General features: G+C 75.1%; 12 protein-coding genes. 10 read left to right on the forward strand and 2 right to left on the reverse strand.

What is annotated here, in order from left to right; genetic code table 11:
• Window positions 1-244 precede the first annotated feature (244 nt).
• The gene (locus tag ACZ4EF_RS19070; RefSeq protein WP_467505505.1) at window positions 245-1,447 is read left to right on the forward strand and encodes a DegT/DnrJ/EryC1/StrS family aminotransferase; all 1,203 of its coding nucleotides are present in this window, start codon (window positions 245-247) and stop codon (window positions 1,445-1,447) included.
• Window positions 1,444-2,721, forward strand: a complete 1,278-nt coding sequence (locus tag ACZ4EF_RS19075) for a DegT/DnrJ/EryC1/StrS family aminotransferase (protein ID WP_467505507.1) — start codon at window positions 1,444-1,446, stop codon at window positions 2,719-2,721. The genes ACZ4EF_RS19070 and ACZ4EF_RS19075 overlap by 4 nt, the downstream gene beginning before the upstream one ends.
• 23 nt (window positions 2,722-2,744) lie before the next feature.
• Here the strand turns inward: ACZ4EF_RS19075 and ACZ4EF_RS19080 are convergent, their stop codons facing one another.
• A complete protein-coding gene (locus ACZ4EF_RS19080; protein WP_467505509.1) occupies window positions 2,745-3,995 on the reverse strand; it encodes a nucleotide sugar dehydrogenase in 1,251 nt (416 codons plus the stop codon).
• A 364-nt stretch (window positions 3,996-4,359) separates the two neighbouring features.
• Here ACZ4EF_RS19080 and ACZ4EF_RS19085 point away from each other — a divergent pair, with 364 nt between their 5' ends.
• The 8 genes from ACZ4EF_RS19085 (at window position 4,360) to ACZ4EF_RS19120 (ending at window position 13,585) form a co-directional block, all read left to right on the forward strand.
• Window positions 4,360-4,866, forward strand: a complete 507-nt coding sequence (locus ACZ4EF_RS19085) for a hypothetical protein (RefSeq protein WP_355333292.1) — start codon at window positions 4,360-4,362, stop codon at window positions 4,864-4,866.
• A 77-nt stretch (window positions 4,867-4,943) separates the two neighbouring features.
• Window positions 4,944-5,783 (forward strand): class I SAM-dependent methyltransferase, encoded by an 840-nt coding sequence (locus ACZ4EF_RS19090; RefSeq protein ID WP_401313601.1) that lies wholly within the window; start codon window positions 4,944-4,946, stop codon window positions 5,781-5,783.
• Window positions 5,780-7,396 (forward strand): CoA transferase, encoded by a 1,617-nt coding sequence (locus ACZ4EF_RS19095; RefSeq protein WP_467505512.1) that lies wholly within the window; start codon window positions 5,780-5,782, stop codon window positions 7,394-7,396. Before ACZ4EF_RS19090 ends, ACZ4EF_RS19095 begins: the two co-directional genes overlap by 4 nt.
• Complete coding sequence (locus ACZ4EF_RS19100; RefSeq protein ID WP_467505514.1) at window positions 7,393-9,144, forward strand: class I adenylate-forming enzyme family protein; 1,752 nt, start codon at window positions 7,393-7,395, stop codon at window positions 9,142-9,144. The genes ACZ4EF_RS19095 and ACZ4EF_RS19100 overlap by 4 nt, the downstream gene beginning before the upstream one ends.
• 43 nt (window positions 9,145-9,187) lie before the next feature.
• Window positions 9,188-10,213 carry a UbiA family prenyltransferase gene (locus tag ACZ4EF_RS19105; RefSeq protein ID WP_401313607.1) on the forward strand — a complete coding sequence of 342 codons (1,026 nt, stop codon included), beginning with the start codon at window positions 9,188-9,190 and terminating at the stop codon, window positions 10,211-10,213.
• On the forward strand, window positions 10,210-11,841 hold the full coding sequence (locus ACZ4EF_RS19110; protein ID WP_401313608.1) for an AMP-binding protein: 1,632 nt from the start codon (window positions 10,210-10,212) through the stop codon (window positions 11,839-11,841). Before ACZ4EF_RS19105 ends, ACZ4EF_RS19110 begins: the two co-directional genes overlap by 4 nt.
• Window positions 11,832-13,217, forward strand: coding sequence for a protoporphyrinogen/coproporphyrinogen oxidase (locus tag ACZ4EF_RS19115; RefSeq protein ID WP_467505517.1), 1,386 nt, complete (start codon window positions 11,832-11,834; stop codon window positions 13,215-13,217). Before ACZ4EF_RS19110 ends, ACZ4EF_RS19115 begins: the two co-directional genes overlap by 10 nt.
• 50 nt (window positions 13,218-13,267) lie before the next feature.
• The gene (locus ACZ4EF_RS19120; protein ID WP_401313612.1) at window positions 13,268-13,585 is read left to right on the forward strand and encodes a hypothetical protein; all 318 of its coding nucleotides are present in this window, start codon (window positions 13,268-13,270) and stop codon (window positions 13,583-13,585) included.
• 167 nt (window positions 13,586-13,752) lie between these two features.
• On the opposite strand, the gene ACZ4EF_RS19125 is transcribed toward ACZ4EF_RS19120, so the two are convergent.
• Window positions 13,753-14,727, reverse strand: coding sequence for an ABC transporter permease (locus ACZ4EF_RS19125; protein WP_401313673.1), 975 nt, complete (start codon window positions 14,725-14,727; stop codon window positions 13,753-13,755).
• Window positions 14,728-15,027: the final 300 nt, after the last annotated feature.

The following is a 15,027-nucleotide window of genomic DNA, read 5'->3' on the forward strand; positions in this document are numbered from 1 at the left end:
TCCCCCCGTCGGCCGCGCCGCCGACCCCCGTCCGGCCGAGGGCCTGGCATAGCGTCGGCCTCCAGCGCGTCCGGGACGCCCGGTTCGTCCGACACGACCGGGCGAACCGCCGCGTCCGGACGAACGACAGAGTCCGGATGAACGAGAGCGTCCGGACGAGCAACCGTGTCGGGACGAACGACCGCGTCCGGATGGACCAGCGCATTCGGCGTACCCGGCGTATCCGGGCAGCAGAGAGGCGGAGATGGACCTCCAGCACACCGTCGACCCACGCGAACCGGCCCCCGCCGACGTGCCGTTCTTCACCCAGGCCGAGTCCTTCTCCGCCCTCTGGCCGCGGATCGAGCGGCACCTGTCGGAGATGTTCGAGGACGGGAAGTTCTCCCACGGCACCAAGGTGGCGGAGCTGGAACGGGCGCTCGCCGCCTACACCGGCGCCCGGCACGTCATCGGGGTCAACAGCGGCACCGACGCCCTGGTCCTGCTGCTGCGCGCGGCCGGTCTGCGGCCGGGGGACGAGGTCGTCGTCCCGGCCTTCAGCTTCGTGGCCTCCGCCTCCTCGGTCGTCCTGGCGGGCGGGCGGCCGGTGTTCGCGGACATCGACCCGGTCACGTACGCCCTCGACCCCGCCTCGGTGGAGCGCGTGCTCACCCCGCGCTGCCGCTTCCTGATGCCGGTCCACCTCTTCTGCCAGCTCGCGGACGTGGAACGGCTCGGCGAACTGGCCGGGCGGCACGGGCTCACCGTGGTCGAGGACAGCGCCGAGGCGATCGGCATGCGCCGCGAGGGCGTCCACGCGGGGCTGTTCGGCGCCGGAGGGGTGCTGTCGTTCTTCCCGACCAAGACCCTGGGCGCGATCGGGGACGCGGGGGCGGTGCTCACCGACGACGACGAGATCGCCCGTACCGTGGACGCGCTGCGCCACCACGGCCGGTTCGGGCGCACCATCGCGGACTTCACCACCATCAACACCAGCAGTTCGCTGCCGGGCTGCAACAGCAAGATGGACGACGTGCAGGCGTCCGTACTGCTCGCGAAGCTCACCCGGCTGGACGCGGACATCGCCCGCAGGGAAGCGCTCGCCGACGCGTACAGCCGGCGGCTGGCCGGAACGCCGGGCATCCTGCGGCTGCCGACGGTCGTGGCCCGCGGCGGCACGGCCGATCCGGTCTTCTACGTCTATCTGATCGAGGCCGAACGCCGTGACGAGCTGGCAGGGCACCTGGCCGCGCACGGCGTGAGCACCGAGACGTACTACCCGAGCCCGCTGCACCTCCAGCCCTGCTTCGCCGAACTCGGCCACCAGCCGGGCGACTTCCCCGTGGCCGAGGCCGCCTGCGCGCGCACCCTCGCGCTGCCGCTCTACCCCGATCTGACCACCGAGGCCGTGGACCGGGTCTGCGATCTGGTCCAGGACTTCTTCTCCGGAGCCGGAGCCCGCCCATGACGCCCGCGACCACGCCGACGCCCGCGACCACGCCGATGCCCGGGACCACGCCGATGTCCGGGACCACGCCGGTGCCCGCGACCACGCCCGGGCCTCCGACGCCCACCACCGTGCCCCCGCCCCCCGCGCCCGCGACGGCCCGGGGCGACCGCCCGCGGCTGCCGTTCTTCCCCCCCGACCTGTTCGAGGCCGACCGCGAGCACCTGCTGCGCGTCGTGCGCGAGACCGGCACCGGACCGGCCCAGAAGTTCATCCTCGGCGAGCACACGGCCCGCTTCGAGCAGGCCCTGCGCGAACAGCTCGGCGCCGCCGACGTCGTCGCCTGCGGCAGCGGCACCAGCGCGCTGACCCTGGTGCTGGCCGCGATGGACGTCGGCGCGGGCGACGAGGTCGTAGTCCCGGCCTTCGGCTGCGCGCCGCTGGCCGGTTCGGTCGTGGCGCTCGGCGCGACACCGGTCTTCGCCGATATCGACCCCTGGACCATGGTGGTCGACCCCGACGACATGGAACGCCGGATCACCCCGCGCACCAAGGCCCTGATGCCCGCTCACCTGTTCTCGGTGATGGCGGACATGCCGCGCCTGACCGCGCTCGCGCGGGACCGCGGGCTGCGGCTGGTCGAGGACTCCGCCGTCGCGCAGGGCGGCGTCCAGGGCGGGGTTCCCGCGGGGCTGGCGGGCGAGGCGGGGGTCTACTCCTTCGTCCAGGTGAAGACCTTCGGCACGGCGGGGGAGGGCGGCGCGGTCGTCACCCGCGACGCGGAACTCGGCCGTACGGTACGGATGCTGCGCAACCACGGGCAGGACGGCGTCCACCGCTTCGTCCACCACCGGATCGGCTGGAACAGCCGGTTCGACGAGGTGCTCGCCGCCTTCCAGCTCCACCGCCTGCCGGGGCTGGCCGCCCGTCTGGAGCGCCGCGCCCGGATCGCCGGTCACTACACCGAGCGCTTCGCCGACCTCGCCGAGCGCGGTGTCCTCGCCCCGCCGCCCGGCCGCGACGGCCGCTGCTATTACGTCTACACGCTCCAGTGCGACCGGCGCGACGCGCTCAAGGCGCACCTGGCCGAGCGCGGTGTCGACTCGCACGTCTACTACCCGCTGCCGCTGCCCCGCCAGCCCGCCTTCTCCGGCTTCGCCGCCCCCGGCGACAGCTGGCCCGCCGCGGAACGCGCGGGCGAGCGGATCCTCTCCCTGCCCGTCTACCCGCACCTGAGCGACGCGCAGGTGGAGTACATCGCCGACGCCGTCAGGGAGTTCGCCCTGGCCCCCTGACGCCCGCGGTCCGCCGACAGGCGCTAGAGCCGTACGACGCGCTCCCCTGACAGCCGGCCCGTCGTGTCGAAGAGCAGCCGGGCCGTCTTGGTGATCGCGCCCAGGTCGTAGGCGCGGTGGGCCTGGAGCAGGACGACCAGGTCCGCCTCGGCCGCGGCCGACAGCGCGTCGTCGTACCGCCGCAGCCGGGGGTCCGCCAGCGGCAGGTCCGCCGCGTGCGGGTCGTGCCAGCCGACCCCCGCGCCGAGGCCGAGCAGCCCGCTCGCCACCTCGAGCGCGGGCGACTCGCGCAGGTCGTCGGTGTCGGGCTTGTACGCGGCGCCGAGCAGCGCGACGCGGGCGCCCGGCAGCGGCACCCCGCGGTCCTGGAGCAACCGCGAGGCGCGCGCGACGACATGGCCGGGCATGACGCGGTTCGCGCGCAGGGCGGCCCGTACGACCTGGAACGCGTCGGCGGGCGCGCCTTGCAGCAGGTAGACCGGGTCGACCGGGATGCAGTGCCCGCCGACGCCGGGGCCGGGGCGGAACGACTGGAAGCCGAAGGGCTTCGTCGCCGCGCACGCCACCACGTCCCACACGTCCGCGCCCACGTCGTGGCAGTAGCGGGCGAATTCGTTGACCAGGGCGATGTTGACGCTGCGGTAGGTGTTCTCCAGCAGCTTCGCCAGCTCCGCCTCGCGCGTGCCGCGGGCCACGATCACCCGGTCCACGAAACGCTCGTACAGCGCCGCGCACTGCTTGGCGCACACCTGCGTCACCCCGGAGACCACCTTGGGCGTGTTGCCGATGCCGAAGAACTGGTTGGCCGGATCGACGCGTTCGGGGGAGTAGCCGAGGTGGAAGTCCCTCCCCGCGACCAGCCCCGACGCCTCCAGCAGCGGTCTGGCCAACTCCTCGGTGGTGCCGGGGAACGAGGTCGATTCGACGACGACCAGCGTTCCCGGCCGCAGATGCGCGGCGACCGTACGACAGGCGGCGGTGAGCGGGCCGAGGTCGGGGCCTCCTTCGCGGGTCAGGCCGGTGGGGACGCAGATCGCGACGGCCTGGGCCCGCGCGAGCGGCGCGGGGTCGGTGTCGACGGCGAAACCGGCGGCGAGCATCCGGGTCACGTCCGCGTCGGTGACGTCACGGACCGGGGACCGCCCGCCGCGCAGCGCGGCGACGGTCGACGGCGCGATGTCGTATCCGGCCACCGCGAGCCCGGCGTCGGCGGCGGCGCGGGCGAGAGGCAGACCCACGTATCCCAGGCCCACCACGAGCAGATCGAAGGACATGACCGAGACTCCCCGGGGACGGTGGGCGCTGCGCGACGGGCGGTCCGGGAAGGCGCCCCGGGGCCCGCTCACCGCGATCTTGAACCAGTCCCCGCCCGGCCCGTGCGTGTGGCGGCCGGGCGGCGGTCATGAGGGTGAATTCTTCACCCTGTCGGCGCTGGTCCGGCCTTCGCGGGAGCCGGGAGCGGCCGGTGACGACCCGCGTCCGGCGCCGACGAGCAGCGGGCCGGGCCACGATCGGGCCATCGGGCTCCCCGCGACACGGCGACGGCGGCACATCCCGCAGTCATATGCGAACCTTCTTCCGATATGGTCCACTTCGTGCGAACCCGGACATTCGGTCCGGACCGTTCGAGGAGAGTTCATGACCCGTTTTGTCACGGCGAAGCGTGCCGCTGTCGCAGCCACCGCCACCGGCGCCGCAGCCCTCGCCCTGGTGGCCGGTTCCTCCGCCACCGCCACCGCGACCGCCACGCAGGTACGCGCCACCCCGCCGTCGCTGACGCTGGACTTCAGCGGCAACAACAGCGCGGGCGCCGCCGCCAGCACCGTGGGCGCGGGCTTCGGCGGCAGCGCCACGGTCAAGGACTCCTCCGGGAAGCCGGTCGGCACCGCCTACGACATGTGCGACAAGGACGCCATCTCCGCCAAGGAGGTGACCGCGTTCTGCCACGCGAACATCGTCTTCAACGGCGGTGACCAGGTCGCCCTCTCGGTGGTCTTCCCGATCCAGAACCCGCTCACCGCGACCTACCCGAAGTCCTTCGACGGCGTCGTCGTCGGCGGCACGGGCGCCTACAAGGGCCTCACCGGCGCGGCCCACTTCACCAACACCGCGCTCGCGGTCTACACCGTGAGCTGGGACGCCTGAGGGATCTGAAGTCCTTTCCGGTGGGCCGCCGTCCGGACGGCGGCCCACCGCCACCCCGCCCACGCACCGGAGAGTCCATGCCAGCCGCGAGTCCCGGCACGACCACCGCCACGGCGGCGACGGCCGACCGCCCCGAAGGCGACTACGCCTTCGACAACGACAGCCCGTACGCCACCGAGCAGCACCGCTGCCTGGCCGCCGCGCACGACGCGATCACCACCGCGCGGCTGGCGGAGACCGGCGTCGGCCCCGGCTGGGACTGCCTGGAGGCGGGAGCGGGCGGCGGCAGCGTCGCCCTGTGGCTGGCCGACCGCACCGCGCCCGGCGGCAGCGTGCTGGCCACCGACATCAAGCCCGAGCACATCCCCGCCCGCCCCGGTCTCGAACAGCGCCGCCACGACATCGTGCGCGACCCGCTCCCCGACGCGGCCTTCGACCTCGTCCACTCCCGCCTGGTGCTCACCCACCTGCCCCAGCGGCGGGCCGTGCTCGGCCGGCTGCTGCGCGCCCTGCGGCCCGGCGGGCACCTCCAGTTGGAGGAGTTCGACATCGACTACGCGCCGGTGCTCCTCGCCCCCGACGAGCGCACCCGCGCGGGCTACGAGGCGTTCCGGGCGGCCAAGGGCCGCGTGCTGCGGGCCGCGGGAGCCGACCCCGCGTGGGGCCGCACCTGCGCCGCCGACCTGCGGGCCGCCGGATTCACCGGCATCGAACCCGTACCGCACCTCGTGCCCTGGACGGCGGACTCCCCGGGCCTGCGGCTGCAACTGCACCACACCTACCACCTGCGGGACGCGCTCCTGGAGCACGGGATGACGGAGGACGAACTGCTCGCGGCGCGCGACGCGATGCGCCACCCGGACTTCCGCGCCGCCTCCTGCGTCCTGTACTGCGTACAGGCGAGGCGACCGGAGTGACGGCCACCGCGGCCGGCCCCCGTACCACCGCGGCGCCGCGTATCGGCACGGCGCCGGTTTCCGCGCGCGGCGGCGCGCCCGCCACGGCCGTCCGGCTCGCCGTCGCCCACCTGCGGGCGCTCGGCTGCGGCACCGAGCACGGCAGGTCGGGAGCGTTCACCGCCCACTACGGCCCGGTCCGCGCGCGCTGCGAGGTGAGCTGGGCCGGGCCCGTGGACCTCCCGCTGACCAGCGAGGCCGACGTACAGGCCGCGTGCGGTCTGACGCAGGTGCACGGCCGCCGCTACGGTGCACCGACCCCGCTCGGCGTCGACTACGCCTCCTGCGTCGCGGGCGCGCTCGCCGCCACCGGCACCCTCGCCGCGCTGGCCGCCGGGCCCGCCGACGACGGCGGCGAGATCCGCGTCACCACCTCGGTCGCCCAGGCGGCGCTGCTCTCGGTCGGCCAGTACCTGGCCGCCGCGACCGCGGCCGACGACTGGCCGGAACGCCACGCCCCCGGCGGCCCGCCCTTCGCCGCCGCCGACGGCGTCCGGTTCGAACTGGAGACCCTGGACCCCGAGGCGTGGCGCGGCTTCTGGTCCGCGCTCGGCGTGGACCGCGCGGACGCCGCGCGCGGCTGGCTCCCCTTCCAGCAGCGGTACGCCACCGCGGTCTGCCCGCTCCCGCCCGCCCTCCACGAGGCCGTCGCCCGGCTGCCCTTCCCCGAACTCGGCCGCCTCGCCGACGCGATCGGCGTGGATCTGACCCCGGTCGCCGCGGAGCCGCCCCCGTGGGCGGACGGCGACGAGCGGCCCTGGCGGCTGCGCCCCACCGGCCCGCCGGCCGCGCCGCAGGCCGCGCCCGGTACCGGGGCGCCGCTGGACGGGGTGACCGTCGTCGAGGTGTGCCGCCGCGTCCAGGGCCCGCTCGCCGGGCACCTGCTGCGGCTGCTCGGCGCGCGCGTCGTCCGCGTCGAGCCGCCGGGCGGCGACCCGATGCGGGGCGTGCCGCCCATGGCGGGCGGCACATCGGCCCGCTTCACGGCCCTGAACGACGGCAAGGAGACGGTGGAGGCGGATCTCACCACCGCGTCCGGCCGCGCCGCGGTCCGCGAACTCCTCGCGGGGGCCGAGGTGTTCCTGCACAGCCTGGCCCCCGGCAAGGACCGGCGGTTCGGGCTCGACGCCGACACCCTGACCGCCCACCGCCCCGGCCTGGTGCACGCCGCCGCCTCCGGCTGGGGCGACGAGCGCGGCTCCCGGCCTCCGGTCGGCACCGACTTCCCCGTACAGGCGTGGACGGGCCTCGCCGCCCTGGTCACCCCGCCGGGACTGCCGCCGACACCGTCCCTGCTCACCCTCACCGACGTGCTCGGCGGCGTGATCTGCGCGGAAGGCGCCGTCGCGGGGCTGCTCGCGGCCCGGCGGACCGGGCGCGGACAGGCCGTCACCTCCTCGCTGCTGTCCGCCGCCCGGCTGCTGTGCGGGCCGCGGTTCCGCTCGGCTCCCGCGCGGACGACGGTCCCCGACCGCGCCGACCTGACCGACCTCGCGGCGGACCCCCGCCTCGCGCCCGCCCTCGACCGCGACCTGTGCACGCGGGCCGCAAACCCCTGGGAGTTCCACCGATGACCACTCCGGTGGAGACGCCGACCGACGCGACACCTCCCGTACGGGCGGCGGCCGGACGCACATGGCGGTCCCGCAACGGCCTCGTGCTGCGCGACACGGTCCCGGCCCCGCTGCGGCGGCGCTGGGCCCGGCGTGAGGAGTGTCCCGACACGGGGCTGTACGCGGCCTTCGCCGAGCACGTACGCGACCACGGCGACCGGACGGCCGTACGCACTCCCGGCCTCGCGCTGACCTACCGCGAACTCGACGTGCGGGTACGCGGGATGGCGTCGGCGCTGGGCGCGCTCGGCGCGGGCCCCGGCGATGTGGTCGGCATCCGGCTGAACGGCGGCTGGCCCGCGCTGGCCACGGACCTCGCCGTCGCCGCCGTCGGCGCGGTCGCCCTTCCCTGGCCCACGGGGCAGGGCACCCGCGAGAGCCACGCCCTGCTGGAGCTGTCCCGCGCCCGCTACATGGTGAGCGACACCCCACTGGACCACCGGCACGGCCCGCTCCCGTACCTGGAACGCCTCACCACGGTCGGGGAACTCCTCTACGGCGACCCCGACGGATGCGTCCCCGCCGTCGTGGACCCCGAGGACCCGGCCCGCGTCCTGGTCTCCTCGGGCTCCGAGGCCGCGCCCAAGATGACCGCCTACAGCCACAACGCGCTGCTCGGCGGACGCGGCAGTTACGTGGACGCGGTGCTGCGCGGCGGCGGCGCCGGACACGACACGGCCACCCGCACCGGCCAGGACACGCCAGGCGGCGACCCCGGCACCGGCGAAAGCGCCGAGGACGGCGTCCCGGCCGCGCTCGTCCTGGTCCCGCTCGCCTCCTCCTTCGGCTCCTTCGGACTGGTCGCCCTCGCCCGCTGCGGCGCGACCCTCCACCTGCTGGACCGCTTCGACCCCGGCGCCGCCCTGCGCGCCGTCACCGACTGGCGGCCCACCCACGTCGTCGCCGTACCCACCATGCTGGGCCGGATCGCCGACCACCCCACCGTGCCCGGCGAGGACCTGGGCTCGCTGCGGGCCGTCGTCTCCAGCGGCGCCCCGCTCACCTCCACCGTCCTCGCCGCCGCGCTGCGCCGGTTCGGCCGCCCGGTCACCAACGTCTACGGGTCGAGCGACGGCGTGAACTGCCGTATCACCTGGACCGGTTCTGACGGCGACGTCCGCCGCGTCGGACACCCGGACCCGCGCGTCACCGACCTGCGCGTCTGCGGCGCCGACGACCGGCCGCTGCCCGCGGGGCACAGCGGCGAGATCCAGGCCCGCGGCCCGATGAGCCCGCTGGCCTACGTCGGCGCGCCCGACCTCGACCTGCGCTACCGCACCGACGACGGCTGGATCAGGACCGGTGACCTCGGGGTCTTCGACGCCGACGGTTCGCTGCGCGTCCTGGACCGGATCAGGCAGACCGTGATCCGCGGCGGCTGGACGATCAGCCCCGCCGAGGTCGAGGAGGAGCTGCACACCCACCCGCACGTCGCCGAGGCCGCCTGCGTACCCGTCCCCGACCCGGATCTCGGCGAGCGGCTGTGCGCCTTCCTGGTCCAGCGCCCGGGCACGGAGCCGCTGACCGTCGTGGCGCTGTCCGCGTATCTGACCGGCGAGCGCGGTCTGGCCCGGCGCAAGCTGCCCGAACTCGTGCTGCACCTGGACCGGTTGCCGCTCGGGGCCACCGGCAAGGTCTGCCGCCGCACCCTCGCCGCCGCGGCCCTCGCCCGCCCGCCAGAAGACCCGGTACGCGCCCCCCGGCGCTGAGCAGCGCCTGAGCCACACCGCACCGCAGGAGGAGCACCCGCCCATGGAACCCGCGCCCGTACTCGACACCGCGGCCAGGCCCCCCGTCGGCGCCGTTCCCGCCGCCGACACCTCGCCGATCGCGCCCGGCAGTTGGCGCGCCTACGCCAAGCTGGCCAAGCTGGACATCCTCGACTACTACCTGAGTATCCCGCTGGCCGCCGCGATGCTCGTCCCGTTCGGCGTCGTCACCGGGGCCGGGTTGCGGCCCGAGACCACGGGACGCGCCGCGCTCGTGCTGGTCCTGTTCTTCCTGGGCGAACTGACCATGGTGGCCGGGATGGTCGCCTTCGACGACGTGACCGGCTACCGCGACGGCAGCGACGCGGCCAACTACGGCCCGGACGCCGCCGCCCGCCGCCTCGCCCGTAAACCGCTGGTCGCCGGGACGCTCACCGAGCGGCAGGCGATCCGGTTCGGCTGGGCGGCGGTCGCGCTGTGCGCGCTGTTCTGGGGCGCGGCCGTCCTCGCCGCTCCCGCCCGGCCGCTGTGGGCGGTGCTCGGCACGGCGGCCTGCGCGCTCTTCGGGTTCCAGTACTCCTGGTGGCTGAAGTTCAGCTACCGCGGCGGCCAGGAGATCTTCCTGGCCGCGCTCGGCTGGGGCTATGTGCTGCCGCTCTTCGGCCTGCTGAACGGCGGCGCACCCGGCTTCGTCGTCGTGCAGGCGCTGATCTTCGGGCTCGGCCCCGTGCTGTTCGGCGTCTACTCCAACATCAACGACCGGGACGGGGACCACGCGGTCGGGCGGCTGACCGTGGCCGCCGTCGCCTCCGAGCGCGGCAACTCCGCCTTCATCGCCGGGGTTTCCGGGCTGGAGGCCCTGCTGATCGTCGTCCCCGCCGCCGCCGGGATCGCGCCGTGGTGGTTCCCGCCGCTCATGTCGCCCGTCCTCGTGCTGCGTGCCCGCCAGTGGGTACGCGGCAATCGGCGCGGTGACGTCCTGGGGGCCCGCACCCGCGGCATCCGGCTGCACCGCCTCGCCACCGCGCTGATGATCGCGGCCGACCTGCTGCTGGCGGTGACCCGGTGACCAAGCCCCTCGACCCCGGCATCGTCTTCGACGCGCTCGCCCGCCGCGGCTCGCCGACCGTCGTCCACCTCAGCCGCCCCCTCGACCTCGCGCCCGAGGAGGGCACCCGGTGGACGGTGCCCCAACTGGCCGGCCTGGTACGGGACACCGCCGCCCGGCTCGCCGCGGCGGGAGCGGGCCCCGGCGACCACGTGGCCGTCGTCAAGCGCAACCACTGGGACTACGTCCTGCTCGCCTGCGCCGCCGTCCGGATCGGCGCCGTCCCCGCGCTGCTCTCCGACCACCTCGTCCCCGAGGTGCTCGACACCCTGCTCGAACGGCTGCGCCCCGCCGTCCTGGTCACCCAGACGCACCTGCTGCGCAAGGGCGCCCGAGCCGATGTCGAGCTGGCGCGCCACAGCGCGTGCACGCTGACCCTGGACAGCGCGAGCCTGCACGACTCGGTACCGGACGACACCCGGCCGCCCCAGCCGGTCCGCTCCTTCCACGACCTGCCCGCCCGGCCGCTCGCCCCGATCCACCGCCGCGGTGACGGCGAGCCGCTGGCCGTGCACCACACCTCGGGGACCACCGGCGTGCCCAAGCTGGTCGTCCACTCCACCACGACGCTCATCCGGCGGCTCGCCGGATTCGAGGCCAGGCGCTGGCCCGTGGTCACCCCGCGCGCCGGCGACACCGTCGCCAGCGCCATCTCCTTCGCGCACGGCCGCGCGCTCGCCTGGACCGTCAGCGCGCTGTGGCACCAGCCCCGCGAGGCCGTGATCGTCGCCGACTCCGATCCCGACGCGGCCCGCCGCACCCTGACCGCGCACCCGCCCACCGTCCTGGAAGCGCTGCCCTCCACGTATGTGCGCTGGCAGCGCCTGGCCGCCGAGCCCGACAGTCCCTTCCGGGACGTGCGCATGTACATCTCCACCTTCGACGCCGTCCACCCGCCGACCGTGCGGGTCTTCCTCGACGCCAGCCGGCGCGCCCGGCCGCTGTGGATGCAGGGCTGGGGCCAGACCGAGACCGGGCCGCTCACCTTCCGCTTCCTCACCCGAGGGGCGCTGGCCCGGCGCGCGGAGCGCCACCCCACCACCCGCGACCTCGGCCGTCCGGTCCCCGGCTGGGTCGGCCTGCGGGTGGTGGACCCGCGCACCTTCCAACCCGTGCCGCGCGGACAGGTCGGCCTCGTCCTCACCCGGACCAAGGCCCGCTGCCTCGGCTACCTCGGCGAACAGGACCGCTGGGACGAGAAGGCGCACGGGCCCTGGTTCAACACCGGAGACCTCGCGGTCCGTACGCGCGGCGGCTCGCTGATCCTGCTGGACCGGGAGGTCGACATGATCCCGGGGCTGAGCTGCGTGGAACTGGAGGACGTCCTGCACGACCGGCTGCCCGAGGTCGAGGAGGCCGTCGTCCTCGGCGTCGTGGACCGCGACCCGCAGACCGTCCTGGTCGTCAACGCGCCCATCGACCCGGCCCGTTGGCGGCACGCCGTACGCGACCTGCCCGCGCTCGCCGAACCCCTCACGGTGGACTGGGACGCCGTCCCGCGCACCGCCACCGGCAAGGTCCGCCGCCACGAGCTGCGCGACCGCTACCTCGCCGGCACCGCCACCCACGGAACCGGGAGATGGACGTGACGGACCTCGACGTCGCGGTCGTCGGCGGCGGCATCGGCGGCCTCGCCGCCGCCTACCGGCTGCAACGGGCGGGCCGCTCCGTGCGGGTCTTCGAGGCCGCCCCACGCGTCGGCGGACGCATGGCCAGCTCCCTCGTCGACGGCTGCCTCGTCGACGAGGGAGCGGAGACCATCGCCACCCGCGGCTACCAGGCCACCTGGCGCCTCATCGACGAACTCGCCGTGCCGCCCGCACACCTCACCCCGGTGCGGGCCGGATTCGCCCTCTGGCACGAGGGCCGCGCCCACGCCCGGCTCGGCCACCCGGCGGGGCTGCTCACCGGGGCGGGCATGTCCTGGCGCGGGCGGCTGGACTGGCTGCGCTTCACCGCCCGACTGCTGCGCCGCCGCGGGGACTTCGACGCCGACCGGCCCGAACTCGCGCCGCCCGGCACGGCCACCCTCGCCGAGTACGCCCGCGCCTACCACCCCGACGTGCACGACCGCCTGCTCCAGCCGCTGTCGGGCCACTGCTTCGGCTGGCACTCGGAACGCTCGGCCGCCGCCCCCATGCTCGCCACGCTGCTCGCGGTCGGCGGCGCGGGAGCCCGCTGGACCACCTACACCACCGGCATGGACACCCTCCCGCGCGCCCTGGCCGAACGGGTCCCCGTACAACTCGGCAGCTCGGTCACGGCCGTTGAGCGGGCCGGCGCGGACGAGGCACGGCTGCACCTCGCCGACGGCGGGATCTTGACGGCGCGTCAGATCCTGATCGCCGTACCGGCACCGGTCGCGCTGTCCCTGTACGCCGACCCGTCGCCTGACGAACGCGCCTATCTGGCGGCCTGTTCCTTCACCCCCATGCTCAAGGCCGTCTGCCTTCTCGACCGACCGCTGCCCAGCCCGACCCGCGCCCCCAGCTACGCCCTGTCCGTGCCCGCGACCGAGAGCCGGATCTGCGGCGGGCTGCTCCTCGACCACCTCAAGGCCGAGGGGCGCGTCCCGCCGGGCCGCGGGATGGTCAGCCTCTTCGCCTCGCCCGCGATCGGCCCCCGCCTGCTGGACGCCGACGACGCCGAGGTCACCCGTACGCTCGTCGGCGAGGCAGAACGCTTTCTGCCGGGGCTCGGCGAGGCCACCACCCGCACGCTCGTGCACCGCTTCCGGTGCGGCCTGCCCGAAGCCACTCCCGCCGCGCTGGGCCTGCGCGCGGCCTTCGCCGCCCGGCCCGCGGGGCCCGTCGACTACGTCGGCGACTGGACTCTCCTGCGGCCCAGCAGCGAGGGCGCGGTCCGCTCGGCGGAACTGGCCGCGCGACGCGTCGCCGCGCGCACGGCCCACCCCTCTCGTCCGAAGCGCGCGGTGAGCCCGGCACCCACCGGCCGACCCGCGTGATTCGGCGCACATGTCCCACCCGCGAATCACGTGCACTGGAGGCACCTGTCATGCGTCGAAGCACCACCATGATCGCGATGGCCGCGGCGGCCGTCGTCGGCCTCGCGGCCACTCCCGCCCAGGCCGCCACCGGCCAGGTCGTCGTCTTCTCCGTCGAGGGCCAGCCGCTCAAGGTCTACCAGGACCCCACCGGCTGTCAGCGACTCCCGTTGACGGCGCATGTGCTGGACAACCTCACCGACCAGCCGGTCAAGGTCTTCGCCGACCCCTTCTGCACGGTCCCGGCGACCCTTCCCACCACCGGCGTCGGCGTCCTTCCGGCCGGCTACGGCACTCACGTCACCGGAGTCGGCAGCTTCTCCGCCTGACCACCGGTCGCGGCACGCGCGCCCGCCGTACCACCGCCGTCGGGGTGCGGTGGTACGGCGGGGCGGCCGGCCCGGTCAGGGCGTGAGGCGGTTCGGCCCCCGGAACAGGAACATGGCCCCGCGGAGCGAGTCCAGGCCGAGTATCGCCATGAGGACGCGGCCGAGGGTCAGACCGTCGCCGGGAGGGGCATGGGGGTGGGGCGGCGACGGTCGCGCAGGGCGGCGGACAGCACCGACACGACGATGCCGCCGAAGGCCCAGGCGCCCAGGATCCACAGGGACCTGGTGATGTCGTGCCCGTCGAAGTAGACGGTGTTGCGGACCACGGTCGTCCCGGCGCCCGGCGGCAGGATCTGGCCGATGGCCCGCCAGAAGGGCGGCAGGAGAGCGGCCGGATAGACCCCGCCGGAGCTGGGATTGCCCAGGACGGTGAAGATCAGGATGGTCAGGCCGAGGCCGATGGTGCCCGCCACCGACTGGAGGGCGACGCCCACCGCGCCCGAGGCGAACACGATCAGGGTGCCGATGCCGACCAGGTCCCAGAAGGCGCCGGGCAGGCAGTGCAGGACGGGACCGACGATCACCGCGCCGCCGATGCCGGAGACGAAGGCGTAGGGCAGCATCGCGGTCAGCCGCACCAGGACGCGGCGCAGGGTGGGGCGCGCCGACCCGGCCGCCATGTTCAGCGCGGACGCGGCCAGATAGCCGCCGATCGTCCAGCTCAGGACGAGGTAGAAGGACGACAGGCCGCGCGAGTCGCCCTTCACCGGCGGGCGGATGTCGCGTACGACGACCTCACGGTGCTGCGCCTGTCCCGCCAGCCGCACGACCTGGGTCGCCGCGTCCGAGGCGGAGGGGCCGCCCGCGGACGCGACCAGGACCGTGTCCGTCGTCCCGCGCGGGTCGACGACGACGGCGGCGTCGGTGCGCCGGTCCAGCAGCCGGGCCCTGGCCTCGGCGCGGTCGGCGACCGCGACGGCGTGCACCGGCTCACCGGGAAGGGCGTTGAGCCGGGCCACCGCGTCCCGCGCCGCGGCCTGCGGTGCGACCACGACGATCGGCACCCGGTGGGGCTTGGGCGAGTGGAAGGCGCCCATGTAGGACAGCGCGAAGCCCAGTTGCAGCAGGAGCACGCCCAGCATGACCAGGACGGCCCTGAATGTGATCGCGTCCCGCAACTCCTCCACGATGCCGTGCCTGCCCGGCCTGTCGAGTACCACCCGACTGCTCCCCGTGCCCGTCAACGCTGTCCGCCCTTCTGGTACGCCGGGGCCATGAGCCCGGCCGAAGTCGTCAAATCCTCGGCTCCGCGTCGGCGTCCGTCGCCGGGGCGCGCCCACGGCGCCCGTCCCGGCAACCCGTTCGGCGTACGCCCGACCGCCGCCTAAGGGTTGGGTATCAGTCATGCGGCACCTGCAACCGCTGGGGCGGTCGTACTCTCC

The sequence above is a fragment of the Streptomyces sp. NPDC025721 genome (assembly GCF_055558595.1).